Raw genomic sequence first — 20270 nt, 5'->3', positions numbered from 1 at the left:
GAGGCGGGGCCCTGAGCTGCTGACCCGTGCATACGATGGGCGTAGTTGCCGCATGGCCAACCGTGGGCGCGGTGCGCTGTCAACTGTGGTTGTGGGGATCAGCGCTTCGTCCGCCCGACCATCGGCGCATTGGTCGGTGCGGCGATGATTACGCTCGCCGTCTTCCCGATATTCATCGGCATCCGCGAACTGAAGGACTGGCGAGGCCACCGGGCCGCGAGTGCGCAGCTGCCGAAAGAGCGGTAGCGACCGCCGATTCCAGCCGATCGCCCGCGGGTCAGTGGGTCAGCGCTTCGGCGGCGCCTCGGTGCAGGGTGACGGGAGCGGTCAGTGGTGCGGCATCGCGATTGATGCCCTTGGCGGCCGAGTTGGCCTGTTCCAGTTGGGTTTTGCGGTCGAACAGGGTTTTGGTGAGAACGCAGGCGAGATCCGCGTCGAGGTCGTTGCGGACCAGAAGAACATTCGGGACGACGATGGTTTTCACGTCCGCGGGCAGACCATAGGTGGCGGCCGGAATGACGCCCTCTTCGTAGACGGGGTTGGCGGTGCGCATGCTGCCCGCGAGATCGGCGATGTCGAGCAAGCGCACCTTGTCCTTGGCCGAGGTGAACAGGTCGGTGATACCGGGGGTCGGCAGGCCGCCGGAGAAGAACATGGCATCGATCGAGCCGTCTTTCATACCGTCCACCGTCTTGGTGAGGTCGAGGCGCTGAGCCGAGATGTCGCTGTCGGGGTTGAGCCCGGCGGCCTGCAGCACCCGTTGAGCGATCACCTCGGTGCCGGACTTGGGCGATCCGGTGGAGACCCGCTTGCCGCGGAGGTCGGCGAGCGAGCCGATGCCTGCCCCGGTGCGGACGATCACCTGCGTGTAGTTGGGATACAGCCGCGAAAGCGCCTGTACAGGTTGCCGTTTCCCTTCGAAACTCGCGGCGCCGAGCACTGCATCGGCTGCGGTGTCGGCCAGCGAGAACGCCACCTGATAGGTGCCTGCGACCAACTGCTGGATGTTCTGCACCGACGCACCGGTCTCCGCGGCAGTCGCCTTCACCTTGCCGCCGGTGGCCTGCGAAATCTGTTCGGCGTAGGCATTGCCCAGCGCGAAGTAGACGCCGGTCGCGTTGCCGGTCGCGATCCCGACGCGAGTCTCCTGCTTCACCTCACAGGTGACCGCACCACCCGCATCGGTCTGTGGCGCGTCGCGCCGTCCACCGCATCCGGCGAGCACGCCGGCCGCCACCACCGGGACGGCGAAAGCTATTGCGACTCTTCTCATGTCGTCCTCCTTCGAGAGACCAGAGTGATCCCGACCGCCACACTCAGCGCGGCCACCCCGACGACGAGCGCGCCGGGCTCCAGGTACAACAGCGCCAGCCCGCCCACCGCGGCGAACACCCGCGCAAGCGGTCGCGCGGGACCGACTCCCAGAATCCAGCCGCCGGTCGCGGCCGCCAACGCCGCGACACCGACGCAGGCGGCCGCCGTCGTCCACAGCACGCCGAGCACCGGCCCGCGACCGAGCAGATATTCACCGGGACCGCTGAGCACGAACACGATCGGCACCAGGAACGCGGGCAACGCATATTTCAGCGCCTGCCACATGGTCGGGACGGTGCGCGCACCGGTGATCGCCGCCGCGCCCACCGCCGCAAGCGCGGTCGGCGGCGTCACCTCGGAGAGCACCGAGTAGTAGAAGACGAACATCGCGGCGGCCGGGGCGGGCACTTCCAGTGCGAGCAGCGCAGGCCCGATGATCGCCCAGCCGATGATGAACGACGCCGTCACCGGCACCGCCAGGCCCAGTACGGCCAGCGCGATGGCCGCGAGCACGACCGTGCATGCCAGCACCACCGTGTGGTTGTCCGAGACCGTCCGCGCCGCACGTACCAGCAGGGACGCCAACTGTGCGCCGAGCCCGGTCTTCGTGGTCATCGCCGTGATGACACCGGCCGACGTGCACACCGCCACCACCGGCAGCGCCGAGCGCACTCCACTGCCGAGGGCCTGGAACACCTTGCGTGGTGAACTCGCCCGCGCGCGGGTGCGCGAATCGAGGAATGCGAGCACGAAAGCCAGCGCGGTGGCGTAGACGACGGCTCGGGTCGCGCTCACCCCGATCAGCAGCAGCACCACGATCGCGATCAAGGACAGGAAGTGGTAGCCGAATCGCGCGAGCAACCGCCACCCGGACGCGCCGCCGATCTCCACCGGTCTGGTACCCAATCTGCGCGCGTCGATCTCGACGGCGAGCAGAATTCCCAGGTAGTACAGCACCGTCGGGATCATCGCCCAGCCGAGCACCGTCACATAGGAGACGTCGAGATATTCGGCGACGATGAACGCGGCGACACCGAGCGTGGGCGGCGAGAGGATCGCACCAACGCCGGCCGCGGCCAGCATGCCGCCGGCCTGTTCCGGCGGATAGCCCGCCCGCCGCAGAATCGGCCAGGTGACCGCACCGACGGTCACCGCCGTCGCGGTGCCGGAGCCCGAAACCGTGCCGAGCAGGAAACCCGACGCGACAGCGGTCCGGCCGGCCGCGCCGCCCGAGCGGCGAAATGCGGCTACCGACAGGTCGACGAAGAACTGTGCGGCGCCGGAGAATTCGAGCACCGTGCCGTAGAGGGTGAACAGCACGATGTAGGTGGCCGCGACATCCAACGGCGTGCCGTAGAACCCGCTGCCGGAGTTGTACAACGCGTCGATGATCTGCCCGAAATCCAACCCCGCGTGCGCAATTGTCCAGTGCTGTGGGAGGAATCCACCGTAGTAGCCATAGCCCACGAACACCAGGCACACCACCGGCAGCACCCATCCGGTCGTGCGCCTGCAGGCCTCCAGCACCAGGACGAGCAGCACCGAGCCCATCCCGACATCGACCGGATCGAACTGTCCCTGTCGATCGAGGAAGGCGTCGTACCCGCCGCCACCCGACCCGATCGTCATCGGCAACAACGGATACAGACACACCACCAGAGTCACGGCGGCCAATATCCAGTCGAGAGCCCGCGGCCCCCCGCCCCGATCCAGCCTGCGCACTCCGGACCGATAGGCGATGAACACCAACGGCAGCGTCCCGCTCAGGAATACCACCAGGTAGTACTGGCTGCCCTGCGGCAACGGCCGAAACACCTGCCACAGCACCAGGATCGCCACCGCGAACGCGACTGTCGCCACCAACTGTTCGGGCAGGCCGGTCAGTACCCGTGCCGGGCGCTCTTCATCGTCGACCTCGATCTTGGGTGGCTGATCGCCGACCGGATCCGTATCCCGGAGTCGCCGATCGCCGCGCGCTTCGTCGGCGACGCCCCCACCGCTATCTTTCGGCAGCGCCGCACCTAGTTCAGCGCCCCGCCTCTCCGACATGGCGCGACACTATCAACGCACGGCCGTCAGTATGCGGTTAATGAAATCCGGAGTCGGCAAATCACGGCTCGCCGCCAGATTGTGTGCTGCAGAGTCGGTGGCGAGGCCGGCTCCCCAGCAATACCGGAGAATTCCCTCGGCCGAATATGCGCTGGAGTGATGTATCGCCGACGATGTTGTGTCGGTGCAGTCCTCCGACCGTGGCGTGATGTCGCTCAGGCCCCGAGCGCTGCCCGCCGCGCGCTCACCTTCCGATACGAGATTCGCCAGCCGACGGCCGCACGGACGACCACGTCGTCGTATACGACGCTGCGACAGGTTCCGTCCGCGTGGATGCCGATGCCCTTGGATTGCACCCGCACCGAATCACCGTCTGCGTCGCCGATGATGATGTTGGTGATGTGATGCCCCACCGGATTCCCTGCGCCGAGGGTGATCGCGGCGTCGCGCAAGGCTGGAATCCCGTGCAGTTCGCCGAGACCGAAATCGCTCAACTCATAGATGATTCCGTCCGTGAAGAGCTCATCCATTCGATCGAGTGCCCCGGCATCCATGAGGTGACCGTGCCGCGCGATCAAATCGGTGATCTCGATTCTGTCCGCCGCCGACAGCGTCATGACGACCTCCTGCCGCCCCACTCGTGCCATAACATGAGGCATAGTCCAGATATTTGGCACAGTAGCGGACTATGTCCCCGGTTAGCAAGAGGGCGAGGTCAGGAATGCGCGAAACACCGTCCGGCACAGCACGGCCGAGGCGCGCCGATGCGCGGCGAAACTACGAACGACTGCTCGACCAGGCTCGAATCGCCTTCGCCGAACACGGTGTCGACGCCTCCCTCGACGACATCGCCCGCTGCGCAGGCGTCGCGAGCGGAACCCTCTACCGTCACTTCCCCACCCGCCTCGACCTCATCGAAGCCGTGCTCGGCGAACGCGTCGCCGAGCTCGCCCAGCTCGGCCACCGCCTGACGGCGGAGCCGGACACCGTCGCAGCCCTGACCACTTGGCTGCGCGCCGCGATCGACCACGCACTCACCTTCCGTGGCCTCTCCGCCGCCATCATGAATTCCGCGATCGATGGTGGTGCCGAGCTGGTATCCGCTTGGCATGCAGACACATTCGCCGTCGGGTCAGCCCTGCTGGATCGGGCCAAGCAGGCAGAAACCATCGCCCCATCCGCCCAGAACTACGACGTACTGCGCATGATCGGCGCGATCGCCTGGGCGGCCCAGGACACACCGAACCCGGCGGAGCGTGCAGACCGCCTCCTGGACCTCTTCCTCAACGGTCTTCGCACCACCCCGTCGAAGCCATGACCGCTTCGCCTGCCTGCACCGGTCCACCCTCGCCCGGCGGGTGACCGCGGCCTGCACTCGAGCTGCCATGCCGGCGATTGGCACACCATCGCGAGGTCCGCTCGGGGAACGCCGCAGCGATGTGCCACTCACCGACCACCACGGGAGGTCGTTACGGCGTGTGCTGGGCGGCGGATAGGGGCTCGTAGAGGACGATCGCCCATGGGGAATCGGGCGTCGGGCGGACCGAGGTGCGGCGTTCGTGGGGTCCGGTGACCGGGTCGGCAGCGGCGAACCCGGCGGCGCGCAGCCGGGCAAGGGTGGCATCCAGGTCGTCGACCTTGGCCGCCAAGGACGGAGTGTCGCCTTCGCGGTCGGTGCCCGCGAGCATGACTCGGGCCGGGCCGATGTCGAACTGCGCCCAGCGGTCGCTGTCGACAAAGGTGGCCTTGGTGCCGAACACGGCGGTGAGCAGGTCGATCGCGGCGGTCAGATTATCGGCGGGAAAGATCGTGCCGAGGCGTTCTACTGTCATCGGTGTGCTTCCAGGGCTCGGCGGAGTGCGGAAAAGGCCACGGTGGCAGCTTCTTTCGCGTCGGACAGGCTATCGGCCATGCTGAAGAAGCCATGGAACTGGCCGTCGTAGCGGATCACGTCGGCGTGCACGCCAGCCTCCTGGAGTCGGACTCCGTATTCCTCGCCCTCGTCCCGCAGCGGATCGAATTCTGCGGTGACGATGTGCGCGGGCGGCAGTCCGGACATGTCGGAGGCACGTAGTGGCGACGCGTAGGGGTGGTCGGCATCGCCGTCGGTTCCCAGGTATTGCTCCCAGTACCACCGCAAATGATCGTCGGTGACGAAGTATCCGTGCGCATTATCCCGATAGGACATCGTGTTTCGGGCCGGGTCGAGCATCGGATAGACAAGGAGTTGAAAGGTGACGGCGGGACCGTTGCGATCGCGGGCCATCAATGTGGTGGCAGCAGCGAGGTTTCCGCCGCAGCTGTCACCGGCCACCGCGACCCTGGCCGGGTCGCCGCCCATCGTCCCGGCATGTTCGGCGACCCAGTTCAGTGCCGCGTAGGCATCCTCCGCAGCCGCCGGGAACCGGTGCTCGGGCGCCTGCCGATAGTCGACCGACACCACGATCGCGCCGACACCGTTGGCCATGGACCGGCACAACTGGTCGTGACTGTCGAGGCCGCAGATCACAAACCCGCCACCGTGGAAGAAGACAATGACAGGCAGCAGCGCAGTTGTGCCGGTCAGGTCCGATTCCGCATCAGTGGCCGACGACTGCGCGTCGAGGGACGAATCCGCGGGACGATAGATGCGCACCCGCAGCTCCGGCGCGCCGACCGGCCCTGGCACCAGACGCTCCTCGACCTGCCCGACCGGAATCGGTTCGGCGGCGGCCGCCGGGCGCGCCGCAAGAATGCGGCGCGCCTCGGTGGCGTCCTGGATTTCGGTGCCCAACCGGGGAAACGACGCAGTGGCCAGGTCGACGATCACCTGCGCTTCGGGTTTCAGCGGCATCGCCCGATCCTCACGCCTCGCCCGCGGCGCCGACAGCAGGCATCGAGCCCGGCGGAATGAACTGTCCCGCAGACAATCCGCCATCGATGGCCAGCTCGGCTCCGGTGATGAAGGCCGACGCGTCGGAGGCGAGGAACGCCACCAGTTCGGCCACTTCACTCGGCAAACCGACGCGGCCGAGCGGCAGTGACGGAAAGCTGCCGGGCCCGGTGCTCAAGCCGAGATGCCCGATCATCGGTGTCGCGATCGGCCCCGGGTGCACCGAGTTCACACGGATGCCGAGCGGCCCGAGTTCTAGTGCGGCCGTCTTGGTCAGACCACGCAATCCCCATTTCGATGCGCCATACGCGGAATGCCCCATCAGGCCCTGTAATCCGGCCTGTGACGAGATGTTGATGATCGAGCCACCGCCCACGGCCCCCATCGGCTCGATTACCGCCTGGATGCCGAGGAACGATCCGATGAGGTTGATGCGCAGAATCCGTTCCAGCTCCTCGGCAGTGGTGTCGGTGAGCGGTTTCGCGGTGTAGATTGCCGCGTTGTTCACCAGCACGTCCAGCCGCCCGAACTCGCGCACCGCGGTCTCGACGGCGGCAGTCCACCCGGACGCGCTGCTCACATCGTGACGAACGAAACGTGCGGCGGCGCCGATGGATTCGGCAACCTCTTTGCCCTCGGGTTCCAGCACGTCGGTGAGCACGACGCGGCCGCCGGACGCGGCAACGAGCCGGGCTTCTTCGGCGCCCTGGCCCCGGGCAGCGCCGGTGATCAGGACGACCTTGCCGGTCAGATCGGTCATATTCAGCTCCTTGCTCATGCACTTGTTGGATCCCGGCCTGTGCCGGAAGGAAGGCTTCGGCGCATCCGCCTGCCATGTCGGGCGGCGGCCGGGTTCCTGAGCCCACAGCCGGCGAGCAGCTGTGCGCGGGGTGACTAGTCCTTACGGAAGTGCGGGATGACCTTTTCGCCCCAGTGCCGGATGGTCTCCAGGCACGCTTCCTGGGGCACGGTGCCCATCTGGATCAGGCAGAGGATTTCGTCGGCGCCCGCCTCCTGCAGCCGCTCGACGTAGGCGATCGCGTCCTCGGGGCTGCCGTAGGCGTGCTCGGCATTGAACACCGAGGTGGCACCCGTCTTCACCGGAATCTTGGCCTCGTGCAGGTAGGCGACGTGATCGTCGGCGGCCTGCTTGATCTTGGCCACCTCGTCGACAGTGGGATCGACAGCCTCGTCCGGGACCGGGCCCGCGCCGTACCAGTGCTTGATGGACTGGGCGAAGAAACGCTGACCGCGCGCACCGATCTGCTGGGCCTTCTCCCGATCGTCGAGCACGATGGTCGGGCACAGCGCCGCGAAATGGTCGTTGACGACGGTCGAGACGAACTTCTCCCCGGTGCGTGCCGCGATGGCCGCATCATAGGTGCGGCGCAGTTCGGCGATCTCCTCCACGCCCGCGAAACCGAGGACCAGCGCGCCGATTCCGTAGTCGGCGGCCAGCTTGAGCGTGTCCTTCTTGGTGCACGCCATGAACAGCGGTGGATGCGGCAGCTGGACCGGACGCGGCAGCATCGGGTGCGGGTCGATATCGAGCAGATCACCGTGCCACTCGAATTCGCCCTCGGGATCCTGCCAGGCCTTGCCGATGATCCGCAGTGACTCCTCCACCTCCTGGTAGGTGCGATCGGGGTCGACGCCACACATGGAGGTCTCTTGCGGGGTTGCGCCGCGACCCGCGCCCAGGTTCACTCGCCCGTTGGACAGCACGTCGAGCATGGCCGCACGCTCGGCCGCCCGCACAGGGTGGTTGAAGTTGAACGGCATGCACACCACGCCGTGGCCGATGCGGATCCGTTCGGTGCGCGCGGCCACCCAGGTCAGGAAGATCTCCGGTGCGCTCATATGGGCGTACCACTTCAGCCCGTGATGCTCGACCGCCCAGACGGTGTCGAAACCCATCTCTTCGGCCAGCACCGCCTGCTCTACGCAGTCGCGCAACACCTGCCGTTCGTGATCGGCGGACGGGTTGGTCATTTGTGCCTCGAAGATCATCGAGAACTTCATGCATTGCCTCCACTTCTCAATATGCCTAGTAGAAATATTTCCGATGCTCTCGTGGAGGTCAGGTGCATGTCTCGGTGGATGGGACTGCGCGGGCTCCCGCCGCTGTCGCGCCCCTAGCGTTCGGAGATAACGCGGGAGAAAGGATGGGCCAAGTGGGCCGACTCGATGGCAAGGTCGCACTGATCACCGGAGGCGCACGCGGAATGGGCGCCGAGCACGTCCGCCGCTTCGTCGCCGAGGGTGCGCGGGTGGTGTTCGGTGATGTGCTCGACGCGGAGGGCAAGCAGCTGCGAGCCGAGATCGGCGCCGACTGCCACTACGTGCATCACGATGTGACGAGCGAGGCGGACTGGGCCGCCGCGGTGGCCGCGGCTCGCACGGAGTACGGCAGGCTCGACGTGCTGGTCAACAATGCCGGAATCCTGCGATTCCAGTCGATCGCCGAGATGAGCCTTGCCGATTTCACCACCATCATGACCGTGAATGTCACCGGTGCATGGCTGGGCATCAAGACGGCAACGGCGGCGCTGACCGAAGCGGGCGGCGGCTCGATCGTGAATATCTCCTCGGTCGAGGGATTTATCGGCGCAGCGAATCTCTCCGCCTACAGCGCCAGCAAATTCGCGATCCGCGGCCTGACCAAGTCGGCCGCACGCGAACTCGGCAAGCACGGGATCCGGGTCAACTCGATTCACCCCGGCGGCATCGCCACACCGATGACGGCCGCCGCAGGCTCGGGCGTCGACGGCAGCAAATTCTTTGCCGGACTGCCGATCTCGCGCTGGGGCCAACCCGGCGAGGTCTCGGAGGCGGCGGTCTACCTGGCGTCGGACGGCGCGAGCTACTGCACCGGCACCGAGATCGTCGTCGACGGCGGCATGCTCACCGGCGCGGGCTACTGATCAAGCGTGAACGACAAGGAGGTGGCGATGTCCGAGGAACACGAGTACGACGTCGTAGTTGTTGGTTCGGGAGCCGCGGGCATGACCGCCGCATTGACCGCCGCGTATCGCGGGCTGTCGGTGGTGCTGATCGAAAAGAGCGGCAGCTTCGGCGGTTCCACCGCGCGCTCGGGCGGCGGCGTCTGGATTCCCAACAATCCGGTGCTGGTCCACGAGGGTGTCCCCGACAGCCCGGACCTGGCCCGGGTCTACTTGAAATCCGTTGTCGGTGACCGGGTTCCGCAGGAGAAGCAGGACGCGTTCCTGGACAACGGTCCGCGCATGATGACCTACCTCGGCGCGCGCACCCGCCATCTCGAATTCGTCTACGACCGCGGCTACTCCGACTACCACCCGGAGTTACCCGGTGGACTCGCGCAGGGCCGCAGCATCGAACCGGCGATCATCGACGGCCGGCTGCTCGGCGAGGATCTGGACAAGATCAACCGGCCGACCATGTCCGGCCCCAAGGGAATCGCATTCACCGTCAGCGACTTCCACGACCTCAACATGATCGCGCGGACCTGGAAGGGCAAGCGCACCGCTATGAAAGTCGGCGCGCAAGCGGTGCTGAACAAGCTGCGTGGACGGCTGCCGCTGAGTCTCGGCAAGGCTCTGGTTGCCCGGCTCTGGCTGGCGCTGCGCGACGCGAACGTACCGGTATGGCTGAATACACCGCTGACCGACCTGATTACCGAGGACGACGTTGTGGTCGGTGTGCGCGCCGAGCGTGACGGTGCCCCGATCACCATTCGGGCCCGGCGCGGTGTCGTGCTCGCCGCGGGCGGCTTCGAGCACAACCTGGAGATGCGGCAGCAGTTCTTCAGCGGACCCGTGAGCACCGAGTGGACGGTCGGCGCCACCGAGAATGTCGGCGAGGGCATTCGCGCCGGTGAAAGTGTCGGTGGTGCACTGGATTTGATGGACGATGCCTGGTGGGGACCTTCGGTCCGCAACCCGGACGGTCCGCCCTTCTTCTGTTTGGCCGAGCGTTCCCAGCCCGGTGCCATCATGGTCAACGACGCGGGCGAACGCTTCACCAACGAATCGGCCAGCTATGTCGACGTGGTGCACACGATGTACGAGCAGCATGCGAAGGGCATCGGCCATGTCCCCGCACACTTCATCATGGACCAGCGCTTCCGCGACAGGTACTTGTTCCTCGGCACCTTCCCGAAGCAGGCCATCCCGCAGAAGTATTACGACTCCGGGATCATCAAGAAGGCCGACACCCTCGCCGAACTCGCGGACAAGATCGGCGTGCCCGCCGACACGCTGACCGCGACCGTCAACCGGTTCAACGGTTTTGCGCGCGCCGGTCGCGACGCGGACTTCCAGCGCGGCGAATCCGCCTACGACCGGTACTACGGTGACCCCACCGTCAAGCCCAACCCGTGTCTGGCCCCGATCGACCAGGGCCCGTTCTACGCGGTCGAAATGGTCCCCGGCGACTTGGGCACCAAGGGCGGGCTCGTCACCGACGAGCACTCCCGAGTGCTGCGCGGCGACGGTGCCCCAGTCGCGGGACTGTATGCAGCAGGCAACAATTCGGCCGCCGTGATGGGTAACAGCTACGCCGGTGCCGGCGCGACGATCGGCCCGGCCATGGTGTTCGGCTACATCGCCGCCAACCATCTTGCCGACACCGCACCGAAGCACCCCTGATGCCACCGATGTTCGAACTATCCCGCCGATTCGGCCGAACAGGAGCATGACATGGACAGAGTGAATGGCAAGACCGTGATCGTGTCCGGTGGCGCGCGTGGCATGGGCGCAGCGTTCGCCCGACGCCTCGTCGCCGAGGGCGCGGCTGTCGTGGTCGCGGATGTCCTGGTCGAGGAGGGCAAGGCGGTCGCCGCCGAGCTGGGCGACCGGGCGCTGTTCGTTCCGCTGGACGTTACCGACGAAGCCGCGTGGCACGCCGTCGTCGCCGAGGCCGAACGCGCCTTCGGCCCGGTCTCCGGACTCGTCAATAACGCGGGCATCGTGCACGTCGACCCCATCGAGAAGCTCGCCGAGGCCGACTACCGCCGCGTGATCGACGTGAACCAGGTCGGAGTGTTCCTCGGCATGAAAGCCGTTGTGCCGTCGATGCGCCGGGCCGGCGGCGGCTCGATCGTCAATATCTCCTCGATCGGCGGCATCATCGCCTTCAGCAATATCCTGGGCTACGTGGCCTCCAAGTGGGCGGTGCGCGGTATGACCAAGGCCGCGGCGCAGGAGTTCGGCGTCGACGGAATCCGGGTCAATTCTGTGCATCCCGGCGTTGTCGCCACCGAAATGACCGCCACCTCCGAGCGCTCCAACTCGATGGTGCACGACCTGCCGCTGTCGCGTGCCGCCGCGCCCGACGAGCTGGCCAGTCTGGTGCTGTTCCTGATCTCCGACGAGGCAAGTTACTGCACCGGGTCCGAATTCGTCGCCGACGGCGGCTACACCACCAAATGAAGGACACACCCCTGTGAAGAACTTTCAGGACAAGGTCGCCGTCATCACCGGCGCGGGCGCCGGCATCGGGCGGGCACTGGCGGTGGAACTGGCTCGCCAGGGCGCGAAGCTGGCGTTGTCCGGCCGAAATCTGGCCAATGTCACCGAGACTGCCACGCTGTGCGAGCAGGCGGGCGCCAAGGCCCGCGCCTACCAGCTCGACGTGACCGACCGCGCCGCGGTCTATCAGCACGCCGACGAGGTGCAGGCGGACTTCGGCCCGGCCAACCTGGTGGTCAACAATGCGGGAGTCTCGCTCACCGCTAATGTCGAGGAGCTGAGCTGGGAAGACTTCGAGTGGATCGTCAATATCAACTTCTGGGGCGTGATGTACGGCACCAAAGCCTTTCTGCCGCAGGTCATCGCCTCCGGTGACGGCCACATCGCCAATGTCTCCAGTATGTTCGGCCTCGCCGCCTGCCCCAGTCAAGGCGCATACAACGCCACAAAGTTCGGTATTCGCGGCTTCACCGACGCGCTGCGCCAGGAAATGAAGATCGCCGGCTACCCGGTAAGTGTGAGCAGTGTCCACCCCGGCATGATCAAGACCGAAATCGCCTGGAAGGCTCGAGCGGGTGGCGACCGCGACCGCGATGCGCTGGCCGCGAACTTCGACAAGCTGGCGAAAACGACTCCCGAATCCGCGGCGACCACCATCCTGCGCGGCATCCGCAAGGACAAGGCAAAGATCCTCATCGGTGCCGATGCTCGCGTAATCGACTTGTTGCCAAGGATTTTCGGCTCCGGCTACCAGCGCATCCTGACCGCTCAGATGAAGAAGGAAGTCTCGTAACGTCCATGGTGCGCGGCGGTGCCGGTGCGATCAGCGACCGGCACCCCGCAGCAGATGTCGACCATAGTGCCGTCCCTTCTCCGGAAACTCGGCTGGTGGATACCGATATGCATGAGAACTCCGTTGTCCTCGGAAGTCGCCATTGACTCCCCAGAACCCGATTCTGCGCTTCGGCGTTCCTGTTTCCCTGAGTAGCGGACTACCTGTCTTGCACCACATCATTGCAGGTCAGAGCATTGCAGGCGTGGCCGCGCAGGTAGTTCGGCACCAGCGGTGCACACATACCGACTACGCGACTTCCCCGCCGCGCACAGGAGCTTGCGCACGAGGTCGCGCACCGTCTGCGCTCGATGTCGCGGCGCACAGTGCGCACAGTGATGCCCGATCGGTCGGCGAGTTCCGGCCTGGTCCATTCGCGGCGGGCCTGCAACAGCGAGAACAACTGGAGTAGGCGAGCGGCGGTCACGGTCACGACCGATCGGCCTACAGGCTGGCCCCGACCCACGATGCGAACCCGACCAAGGTGTCTGTCTGTCGTCGCTGAGTTGCCGCGATGACGTGCAAGGTTTCGCACACCGACGGATGTAGGCGCGTCTGCTGGGGTGCCACACGGCGCGCCGAGATGAGCGAATCCAGAGCTTTGTCCGGCTGCCCGATCAGCAGCCAGGCGCGGCCAACGTCCTGCCAGTGGTGACCGGCGCGTGGTCCGGCTATCCCGACCGGGAGCCGCAGGGCCGCCCCTTCGTGGGCCGCTCTGCCGGGGTCGCCGGATTCGAGCGCGACCGCACAGGAATGGATACCGACATCGGCGGACCCGAACAGCGTTCCGTACAGATCGGATTCGCCGAGCATAAGTGGCGCTAGCCGCCGCGCTTCGGCGATGTGGTCGGCCGCGGTGCCGGGCTGAAATCCTCGGGCGGCGACGATCGCGCCGCAAAGGTGCCCGTAACCTCGTACCGCATTCGCCGCCTGGGTGTCGCCTTCGATCAGGTCGGACCACGCCTTCGCCGACCAGTTTCGGCACCGGCTTCCTGGTCGACCAGCTCGAACGCGCCGACTACATGCAACGCGTCTCCGACCCCCGCCGACGGCCGCGCCCGCCTGGTCCGCCTCACGCGGCGCGGCACCGAGGCCACCATCCTGGCCAACCGTGTCGCCGCCGAGGCCGAATCAGAGTGGGCCGCCCATCTCGGCTCCGGCACCATGGGCCAACTGCGTCGCGCCCTCGAACAACTGCGCGACATCACCGACCCCTACGCCTGGCCGACCTCGGCGGCCACCGAGGTCGGCCCGCATACGTCTTGCTCACCGGGACGTTCGGTACGCCGTTGGTGCCCGAGCGGGCAGGCTGAATTCGCGCCGCCCCGCGATTGTGTCGCGCACCGCAGGGAGCCGCGCCATTCGCAGGGCGATCGGCCGCCGGGATTGTGCCCGCGGGCCGATGGCTGCCCTGAGCCGCCTGCCGAACGTGCAGTGGCTGCCGAGAACGTGCTGACCCGAAGGAGTGAGACATGACGACCGGAGTGGAGCCTGTGGAGCGACCGGAACTCGCCACTTTGGCGAGCATCGCACCATCGGTCGCCGAACTCGACGGCGCCTGTACCTTGTCGCGGGAGCGGATCGGAGGGAAGGCGTGGAGCGTGAATCACATGCGGGCGCTCAAGCTTCCGGTGCCGCCCGCCTTCGCGCTCACCACCGATGCGTGGGCCGAATTCTCGGTGAGCGGCGTGCTCGACGCGCAGATCTGGGCGGGCGTACGCGCCGGAATCGCGGCACTGGAACGCGGCACGGGTCGAGAGTTCGGCTCCACCGAGCGCCCGCTATTGGTGTCGGTACGCTCCGGCGCCGCGGTGAGCATGCCGGGGATGATGGACACGGTGCTGAATCTCGGCATGAACGCCGAGGTCGAGCAGGCGCTGACCGCGGAGACACGAAACCCCGGGTACGCGAGCGACACGCACCGCCGCTTCCTCGCCCAGTACCGCGAGATCGTGCTCGGTGACCCGAACGGCGTGGTACCGCAGGACCCGTGGGAGCAGCTGCGCGGCGCGATCACCGCGGTATTCCGTTCCTGGGATTCCGCGCGCGCCAAGACCTATCGGCGCACCCGCGGGGTATCCGACGAGCTCGGGACCGCGGTCACCGTGCAGGCCATGGTGTTCGGCAATCTCGATGCGCTCTCCGGGACCGGAGTGCTGTTCAGCAGAAACCCGAACACCGGCGAGCGACCGGTCTTCGGTGAGTGGCTGATCGGCGGGCAGGGCGAAGACGTCGTCTCCGGCCGTACCACCCCGCGACCGCTCGACGAGCTGGCGAGCACGCTGCCCGAGGTGCACACTCAGCTCATCGCGGCAGCCGAACTGCTGGAGCGCGACGGTCGCGATATCCAGGACATCGAGTTCACCGTCGAATCCGGCAGGCTCTGGCTGCTGCAGTCGCGGCCCGCGAAACGCTCTGCGCGCGCGGCGGTTCGCGCCGCTGTCGCCATGGCCGACGAGGGGCTGATCGAACCCGCGGAATCGTTGCGCCGAGTCACCGCCGAGCAGTTGCGCACCGTTCTGCGCCCCGCCTCCAGCGACAATGCCGGGCTGCGGCCACTGGCCACCGGCGAGTCCGCCTGTCCGGGGCTCGCATCCGGTGTCGTGGTGACCGATCCCGACGACGCCGAGGCACGGTCCGCTGCGGGCGAGCACGTCATTCTGGTCCGCCCCACCACCAGCCCGGACGACCTGCACGGCATGATCGCCGCGCTGGCTATCGTCACCGAGCTCGGCGGCGCCACCTCCCATGCTGCCCTGGTCAGCCGGGAACTCGGCCGTCCGTGCGTAGTCGGTTGCGGCCCAGGCGTTGTCGACGCGCTCGTCGGACGGGTCGTTACCGTCGACGGCGGGGCCGGAACCGTCTGGCCGGGGCAGGTCACCGGCAAGCCGGTCGACGACTCGGTATTCGCGGATGTTGCGCGCCTTGCCGAGCGGGCCGGTGTCGAGCCGGATCAGCTGCCGGCATTCCTGTCCGGCGAAGCCTCCGCTACCGATGAAACAAACATGGTGACAACGCATTCCGTTGACACCGGGCATGTCTCGGAACTCGGTCTGCTGCGTCTGATCGGGATCAAAGGCCGGGTGAAGCCGGCGGCCATCGCCTCCAGCCTCGGCCTCATCGAATCCGAAGCCGCCTCGCGCAGTGCGGATTTCGTGGCACGCGGGCTCTGTGCGAACACACCCGTCGGCGCGCGCCTGACCCCCGAAGGTCGCGAACATCTCACCGGGCTCCTCGAACAAGAGCGGGCCGATGTGGACCAGAATGTCATCGCCGCTGCCTACGATGAATTCTGCGAGTTCAATGCCGAGCTGAAAGAGGTCATTACCGCCTGGCAGATGAAGGACGTGAGCACGGTGAACGACCACACCGACACTGCTTATGACGCAGCGGTATTGGACCGGCTCGTCACCATGCACCAACGCGTCGCTCCCCTGGTCGGACGGATCGGGGCCACCGCACCCCGCCTTGTGCACTACGTCGATCGCCTCGAGCTGGCCGTCGAGCGGATCACCGGCGGCGACCACTCGTGGGTCGCAAGGCCGATTATGGACAGCTATCACACTGTGTGGTTCGAGCTGCACGAAGACCTGATCGGCCTGTGCGGACTCAGCCGTGCCGATGAGGCCGCGGCGGGCCGCGCCCATTAGCCGACGCGGGGCCGACTCAACGAGCCCGACGCGGGCCGAGCGCATTAGCGAGGATTCGATGTATACCGACAGCGCACAACGGCGATGGGTGGAATTCGCCGAGATCGACAATGTCCGCGATCTCGGCGGGCTTCCGGTGGCCGGCGGTGGCACCACACGGTTCGGCGTCGTGTTCCGCTCCAGCACGCCACAGCATCTCACCGAGGACGACCTCGGGAGATTGATCGGTCCGGTCGGGCTACGCACGCTGATCGACCTACGACTACCCGACGAGATCGAACGGGAAGGGTACGGCCTGCTCGCGGGCGCTGCGGTGCGCCTGGTCAATCTCCCGGTGCGCAAACAGGCCCAGACCAGCGCGACCCCGACCGATCTCGTCCCGGACGGTCACGAGTACGACCTCGTCGCGCTCTATCGCGAACTCCTCGCAGGCAGTATCGAATCCGTCGTCGCGGCCGCTCGGCTGATCGCCGACGCAGACCAGCATTCCGTCGTCTTCCATTGCGCCGCAGGCAAAGACCGCACCGGCGTGCTCGCCGCTGTCCTGCTCGACGCGGTGGGCGTCCCCGCCGAGGCCATCGCCACCGACTACGCGCTCACCGGTGAACGCCTCGAGCGCATTCGCCAACGTCTCGACACCCTGCCCTCCTATCACGGCCTGCCTCCGGTGCGCACCGGCATCCTCGCCGTCGACCCAGAGGTGATCATCCGATTCCTGCAGGACCTGCACGCCACCCACGGCAGCGCCGCGGAGTGGCTGCACGCCAACGGTTTCACCGAAGCGGAGCTGGCCCGGCTGCGGGCGGTGCTCGTCGAGTCGCCCTGATGACGGCCGGTGTCCGCGCTGTTCAAGGCGTGCCAGGCGGCGTAGGAGTCCGCCGACAGATCCCACAGGTCCGCCTGCCGACGGACGTGTTCGTTCTCGTTCGTCATCTCGGAAACAACCGAGCAGTAGTTATTTCGACACGCTGACGTCGGCGGAAACTGTTGTCTCGGGTTCGCGGTGGCGGCGAATGGCCGGCAGCGCAGACACTCGACGTCGTGGCGAACGCTGTCGGTGAGAACCTCAGGTGCCCTCGGTGCCGGTCACCGTCGCGTCACCGTCACGGTCACAGTGTCCTGTCCGGGGCTGGTGGTGAGTTGAAGTAGCCGGGCATCAGGTACCGACACGACGTCGGCGCCCTGGATTTCGACCTGGTAGCCGTCGGGGTAGTTGCTCTGCGGCAGATATACCTCGGTGTGGGTTTCACGGGGGAACGGTTGACCGGAATCTGCGCGGCGGGCGCTGTATCGGATGGTGAACGTCCCAGTCGCGCTGTCGTAGTGCCACTGCAGCGGGGTGCCTGCGATTGCACGTGGATATGGCCGGACAATCGCCGGGTCCATCAGGTTGGGACCGGTCGGTGGCTCCTGGGCATGATCACGTGTCTGATCCTGCGGTTGGGACCACAACAGCCAAGAAGCCATGTTGTCGTCGAATGTATCGGCGAGACGAGTCAGCTTCGCCCAATCCTTGGTCGCGCCGAACTCGGTCACCAGCCCGACAACGCCGTCGGCGTCGGCACGGTCCAATCCGTTGCTCACGCAGGTGTCGATCTGGCCGAAGCAATAGTCGTGAAAGCTCAACCCCGCGTTCGGATCGCCGGTGGGATTCGGCACCCAGTCCGGCGTACCGAAGTCGTTGGTCATGGACGGCTCGTAGAACAGCAGGTGTTTCGGGTCGACTCGGCGGATCGCGTTCATCACTTTTGCTTCGAACGTCGCGAGCGCACCGCGCTCGAACTGGGGGCAGCCATGCGGAATGCAGGTCGGGTATTCCCAACCGGGCCACGGCTCATTGATCAGGTCGTAGCCCAGCACGTACGGCTCGTCTGCGAAGTGTTGCGCGACATGTGCCCACATGGCCGCATAGTGTTCCTGCAGTCCGACGCCATCGGGCGCAGCGTGGTCATGCCAGAAGTTCGCCCACGTTTGATTTTGGGCGGGGCTCGTCAGGTAGACCAGCGGAAAGCCGGGGTCGGGCTGCAATGGGAACCCGTCGGTGACCGTCGCCCAGTCGGGGAACCCGCTCCAACTCGCGCCCACCGATTCGTTGAACGCGTCCTGATGGGAATCGACAAGGCTGTAGATGTTGTACCGGGCCAGCAACTGCTGGGTCTGCTTGATCTGCGCGATGTAGTTGTCGTCGTAAACGCCGGGCTGCGGCTCGACCGCGTTCCATGCGAAACCCAGCCGCACCGCGTTGAAACCGTTCTCCGCCAAGAACTGGGCGTCGTTCTCGCCGAAACCTCCCGCTGCGGGGAAGTACGGCGGGTACTTGTAGACCATATTCACGCCGTGCAAGGTGACCACCCGGCCCAGTTCGTCGGTAAGCCAGCGACCCGAGTGCCCCAGTTCCGGAGCCGTCGGTGTCGCTGCGGCCGGTGTGGTCAGTCCCAGCAGCAACATGACCAACCCGAGACACCGTGCGGTCGAGGACATAATGGTCATCGCGCAAACCTTTCGACAAGTATGCGCCGACGGCACTTCTACGGCGCTGACGACTAAAGCGAGTAACGCTCCGATACGCGGCGGCCCTTACCGGCCGATCCGCAAGATGTCGGTGCCTGGAGTCGAACCGTCCTTCCTGTATGTCCAGGTACATCTAGTGCGGTCGGACCGGCTGTTACCCGCGGGCATGCCCTGGTCCTGGTGCAATGGATCAATCCGAATAACACGATGGTCGAGACCACGGCGCTGATGCGGAAATGCTATATATCGCTGACCGGATTCGATCACGACACTCCGCTGCACACCGACGAGGTCGCATGCCTCGACCAGTTCTCGTAACCAGTCGACCATGTCCGGTGGAACCCGCTGCGGCTCGGCGGGACAACCGCGCCGCCGGCCGCGACATTCGGCGTTCGTGCCGGCACCGGATTCCGCTCGCCCTCATCCACCGCACCCTCGACAACCAGCGGTGAAAAGCCCGAAAACGGCACCCCGACAGCAATATTCACCTCACGCACCGACGCATCGTGCCGTCACCGACACCAATACGCCACCGGAAGTGCACCAGAGCCGTCAATCAGACACTCCCAATCCCTGACTCGCGGACGGCAAATTTCCAGACCGGGCCGCGCCGAGAGCGTTCGACGGCATCATGATGTCTATGGCGACAGGCGAAGTGGTGAAGGCGGGCGTGTTCGCGAGGGTGTACGACCCCGGCGTCGGAGAGCCGGAGACGTGGTACATCAACGACCACACCGTGGTTCGTGACGGCGCAGGACGTTGGCACCTGTTCGGCATCACCCACCCGGAACCTGCGGATCCCTGGCACGAAGTCGAGTTCGCCCACGCCACCGCGCCCGCGTTGCACGGGCCCTGGACCAAACACCGACCCGCGCTGACCGTCGATCCGAAGTACGGCGAAACACATCTGTGGGCGCCGTATGTCGTCGCGGTGCGCGGCGGGTATCTCATGTTCTATGCCGCCGGCGGCGCCGATCGCACGGCGGCCGCGATGAACCTGGCCACCTCGACCGACCTGTTCCACTGGACCCGCAACCCTGGTGGTCCGCTCTTTCGCGACGGCTACGACGCCCGCGATCCGATGGTGCTGCGGGTCGGCGAGAAGTGGATCATGTACTACTGCGCGACGAGTACGCCCGCCGGCGGCCATCACGTGGTCGCCTACCGCACCAGCGGCGACCTCCTGCATTGGAGTGCGCGCCATATCGCCTACACCGACCCCACCAGTGGCACCGAGGCGGGCAACACCGAATCTCCGTTCGTGGTGCCGCATGGTGGCTCGTGGTATCTGTTCATCGGCCCGCGCCCGCAGTATGTCGGCACCGACGTGTTCCGCAGCGACAATCCCTTCCGCTTCCGTATCGGCGACAAGGTCGGCCACGTCGCGGCCCACGCCGCCGAACTCGTCGCCGACGACGGCCGCTGGTGGATCACCAGCGCCGGGTGGGCACAGGGTGGCGTGCACCTCGCGCCGGTCACGTTCCCGAGCCCACGCGTGATCAGCGACGTGCCGAGATAACGACCATGGCGAGATGCCCACTCCGCGACCCTCGAGCATGGATAATCCGATCTGGGCGGGCCTGCGGATATGG

The 20270-nt window shown here is 66.4% G+C and carries 19 protein-coding genes and 1 pseudogene; 10 read left to right on the top strand and 10 right to left on the bottom strand.

Features of this window, described 5'->3' with window-relative positions; genetic code table 11:
• Positions 1-45: 45 nt before the first annotated feature.
• Positions 46-246 carry a hypothetical protein gene (locus OHQ90_RS20975; protein WP_328399980.1) on the top strand — a complete coding sequence of 67 codons (201 nt, stop codon included), beginning with the start codon at positions 46-48 and terminating at the stop codon, positions 244-246.
• A 31-nt stretch (positions 247-277) separates the two neighbouring features.
• Here the strand turns inward: OHQ90_RS20975 and OHQ90_RS20970 are convergent, their stop codons facing one another.
• From OHQ90_RS20970 to OHQ90_RS20960, 3 genes are all read right to left on the bottom strand, one after another.
• Complete coding sequence (locus OHQ90_RS20970; RefSeq protein WP_328399978.1) at positions 278-1273, bottom strand: TAXI family TRAP transporter solute-binding subunit; 996 nt, start codon at positions 1271-1273, stop codon at positions 278-280.
• Complete coding sequence (locus OHQ90_RS20965) at positions 1270-3363, bottom strand: TRAP transporter permease (RefSeq protein WP_328399976.1); 2094 nt, start codon at positions 3361-3363, stop codon at positions 1270-1272. Before OHQ90_RS20965 ends, OHQ90_RS20970 begins: the two co-directional genes overlap by 4 nt.
• 215 nt (positions 3364-3578) lie before the next feature.
• Positions 3579-3980: a nuclear transport factor 2 family protein gene (locus tag OHQ90_RS20960; RefSeq protein ID WP_328399974.1), complete on the bottom strand. Its 402-nt coding sequence runs from the start codon at positions 3978-3980 to the stop codon at positions 3579-3581.
• 104 nt (positions 3981-4084) lie between these two features.
• On the opposite strand from OHQ90_RS20960, the gene OHQ90_RS20955 reads away from it, so the two are divergent.
• On the top strand, positions 4085-4681 hold the full coding sequence (locus OHQ90_RS20955) for a TetR/AcrR family transcriptional regulator (RefSeq protein ID WP_328399972.1): 597 nt from the start codon (positions 4085-4087) through the stop codon (positions 4679-4681).
• A gap of 151 nt (positions 4682-4832) precedes the next feature.
• On the opposite strand, the gene OHQ90_RS20950 is transcribed toward OHQ90_RS20955, so the two are convergent.
• The 4 genes from OHQ90_RS20950 to OHQ90_RS20935 all read right to left on the bottom strand — a co-directional run bounded on the left by OHQ90_RS20950 (position 4833) and on the right by OHQ90_RS20935 (position 8257).
• The gene (locus OHQ90_RS20950) at positions 4833-5195 is read right to left on the bottom strand and encodes a VOC family protein (RefSeq protein ID WP_328399970.1); all 363 of its coding nucleotides are present in this window, start codon (positions 5193-5195) and stop codon (positions 4833-4835) included.
• A complete protein-coding gene (locus tag OHQ90_RS20945) occupies positions 5192-6196 on the bottom strand; it encodes an alpha/beta hydrolase (RefSeq protein ID WP_328399968.1) in 1005 nt (334 codons plus the stop codon). Before OHQ90_RS20945 ends, OHQ90_RS20950 begins: the two co-directional genes overlap by 4 nt.
• A 10-nt stretch (positions 6197-6206) precedes the next feature.
• On the bottom strand, positions 6207-6995 hold the full coding sequence (locus OHQ90_RS20940) for a glucose 1-dehydrogenase (protein ID WP_328399966.1): 789 nt from the start codon (positions 6993-6995) through the stop codon (positions 6207-6209).
• Between the two features lie 134 nt (positions 6996-7129).
• Positions 7130-8257 carry an LLM class flavin-dependent oxidoreductase gene (locus OHQ90_RS20935; protein WP_328399965.1) on the bottom strand — a complete coding sequence of 376 codons (1128 nt, stop codon included), beginning with the start codon at positions 8255-8257 and terminating at the stop codon, positions 7130-7132.
• A gap of 152 nt (positions 8258-8409) precedes the next feature.
• On the opposite strand from OHQ90_RS20935, the gene OHQ90_RS20930 reads away from it, so the two are divergent.
• Genes OHQ90_RS20930 through OHQ90_RS20915 form a run of 4 tightly spaced genes read left to right on the top strand, consistent with a single transcriptional unit; the run spans position 8410 to position 12478 of the window.
• Positions 8410-9159: a glucose 1-dehydrogenase gene (locus OHQ90_RS20930; protein ID WP_328399964.1), complete on the top strand. Its 750-nt coding sequence runs from the start codon at positions 8410-8412 to the stop codon at positions 9157-9159.
• A gap of 27 nt (positions 9160-9186) precedes the next feature.
• A complete protein-coding gene (kstD, locus tag OHQ90_RS20925; protein ID WP_328399963.1) occupies positions 9187-10863 on the top strand; it encodes a 3-oxosteroid 1-dehydrogenase in 1677 nt (558 codons plus the stop codon).
• 51 nt (positions 10864-10914) lie between these two features.
• Positions 10915-11646, top strand: coding sequence for a glucose 1-dehydrogenase (locus OHQ90_RS20920; protein WP_328399962.1), 732 nt, complete (start codon positions 10915-10917; stop codon positions 11644-11646).
• 13 nt (positions 11647-11659) lie between these two features.
• Positions 11660-12478 (top strand): SDR family NAD(P)-dependent oxidoreductase, encoded by an 819-nt coding sequence (locus tag OHQ90_RS20915; RefSeq protein ID WP_328399960.1) that lies wholly within the window; start codon positions 11660-11662, stop codon positions 12476-12478.
• A 337-nt stretch (positions 12479-12815) separates the two neighbouring features.
• Here the strand turns inward: OHQ90_RS20915 and OHQ90_RS20910 are convergent.
• Both OHQ90_RS20910 and OHQ90_RS20905 read right to left on the bottom strand, forming a co-directional pair.
• A pseudogene (locus tag OHQ90_RS20910) lies at positions 12816-12950 on the bottom strand (HTH domain-containing protein); the annotation flags it as partial.
• Between the two features lie 11 nt (positions 12951-12961).
• Positions 12962-13330 carry a hypothetical protein gene (locus OHQ90_RS20905; RefSeq protein WP_328399958.1) on the bottom strand — a complete coding sequence of 123 codons (369 nt, stop codon included), beginning with the start codon at positions 13328-13330 and terminating at the stop codon, positions 12962-12964.
• A gap of 87 nt (positions 13331-13417) precedes the next feature.
• Between OHQ90_RS20905 and OHQ90_RS20900 the strand changes: the two genes are divergently transcribed.
• The 3 genes from OHQ90_RS20900 to OHQ90_RS20890 are packed head-to-tail and all read left to right on the top strand — an operon-like array spanning position 13418 to position 16993.
• A complete protein-coding gene (locus OHQ90_RS20900) occupies positions 13418-13993 on the top strand; it encodes a hypothetical protein (RefSeq protein WP_328399956.1) in 576 nt (191 codons plus the stop codon).
• Positions 13990-16167: a pyruvate, phosphate dikinase gene (locus OHQ90_RS20895; RefSeq protein WP_328399954.1), complete on the top strand. Its 2178-nt coding sequence runs from the start codon at positions 13990-13992 to the stop codon at positions 16165-16167. Before OHQ90_RS20900 ends, OHQ90_RS20895 begins: the two co-directional genes overlap by 4 nt.
• 58 nt (positions 16168-16225) lie before the next feature.
• Entirely contained in the window at positions 16226-16993 is a 768-nt protein-coding gene (locus tag OHQ90_RS20890) for a tyrosine-protein phosphatase (RefSeq protein ID WP_328399952.1), read from the top strand.
• 260 nt (positions 16994-17253) lie between these two features.
• Here the strand turns inward: OHQ90_RS20890 and OHQ90_RS20885 are convergent, their stop codons facing one another.
• Entirely contained in the window at positions 17254-18657 is a 1404-nt protein-coding gene (locus OHQ90_RS20885; RefSeq protein WP_328399950.1) for a cellulase family glycosylhydrolase, read from the bottom strand.
• Between the two features lie 661 nt (positions 18658-19318).
• On the opposite strand from OHQ90_RS20885, the gene OHQ90_RS20880 reads away from it, so the two are divergent.
• Positions 19319-20197 carry a glycosyl hydrolase family 32 gene (locus OHQ90_RS20880; protein WP_328399948.1) on the top strand — a complete coding sequence of 293 codons (879 nt, stop codon included), beginning with the start codon at positions 19319-19321 and terminating at the stop codon, positions 20195-20197.
• Positions 20198-20270: the final 73 nt, after the last annotated feature.

The sequence above is a fragment of the Nocardia sp. NBC_00403 genome (assembly GCF_036046055.1).
Taxonomy (GTDB): Bacteria; Actinomycetota; Actinomycetes; order Mycobacteriales; family Mycobacteriaceae; genus Nocardia.
Note: the sequence above shows the minus strand (reverse complement) of the source record. Positions and strands in the feature narration are given on the sequence as shown.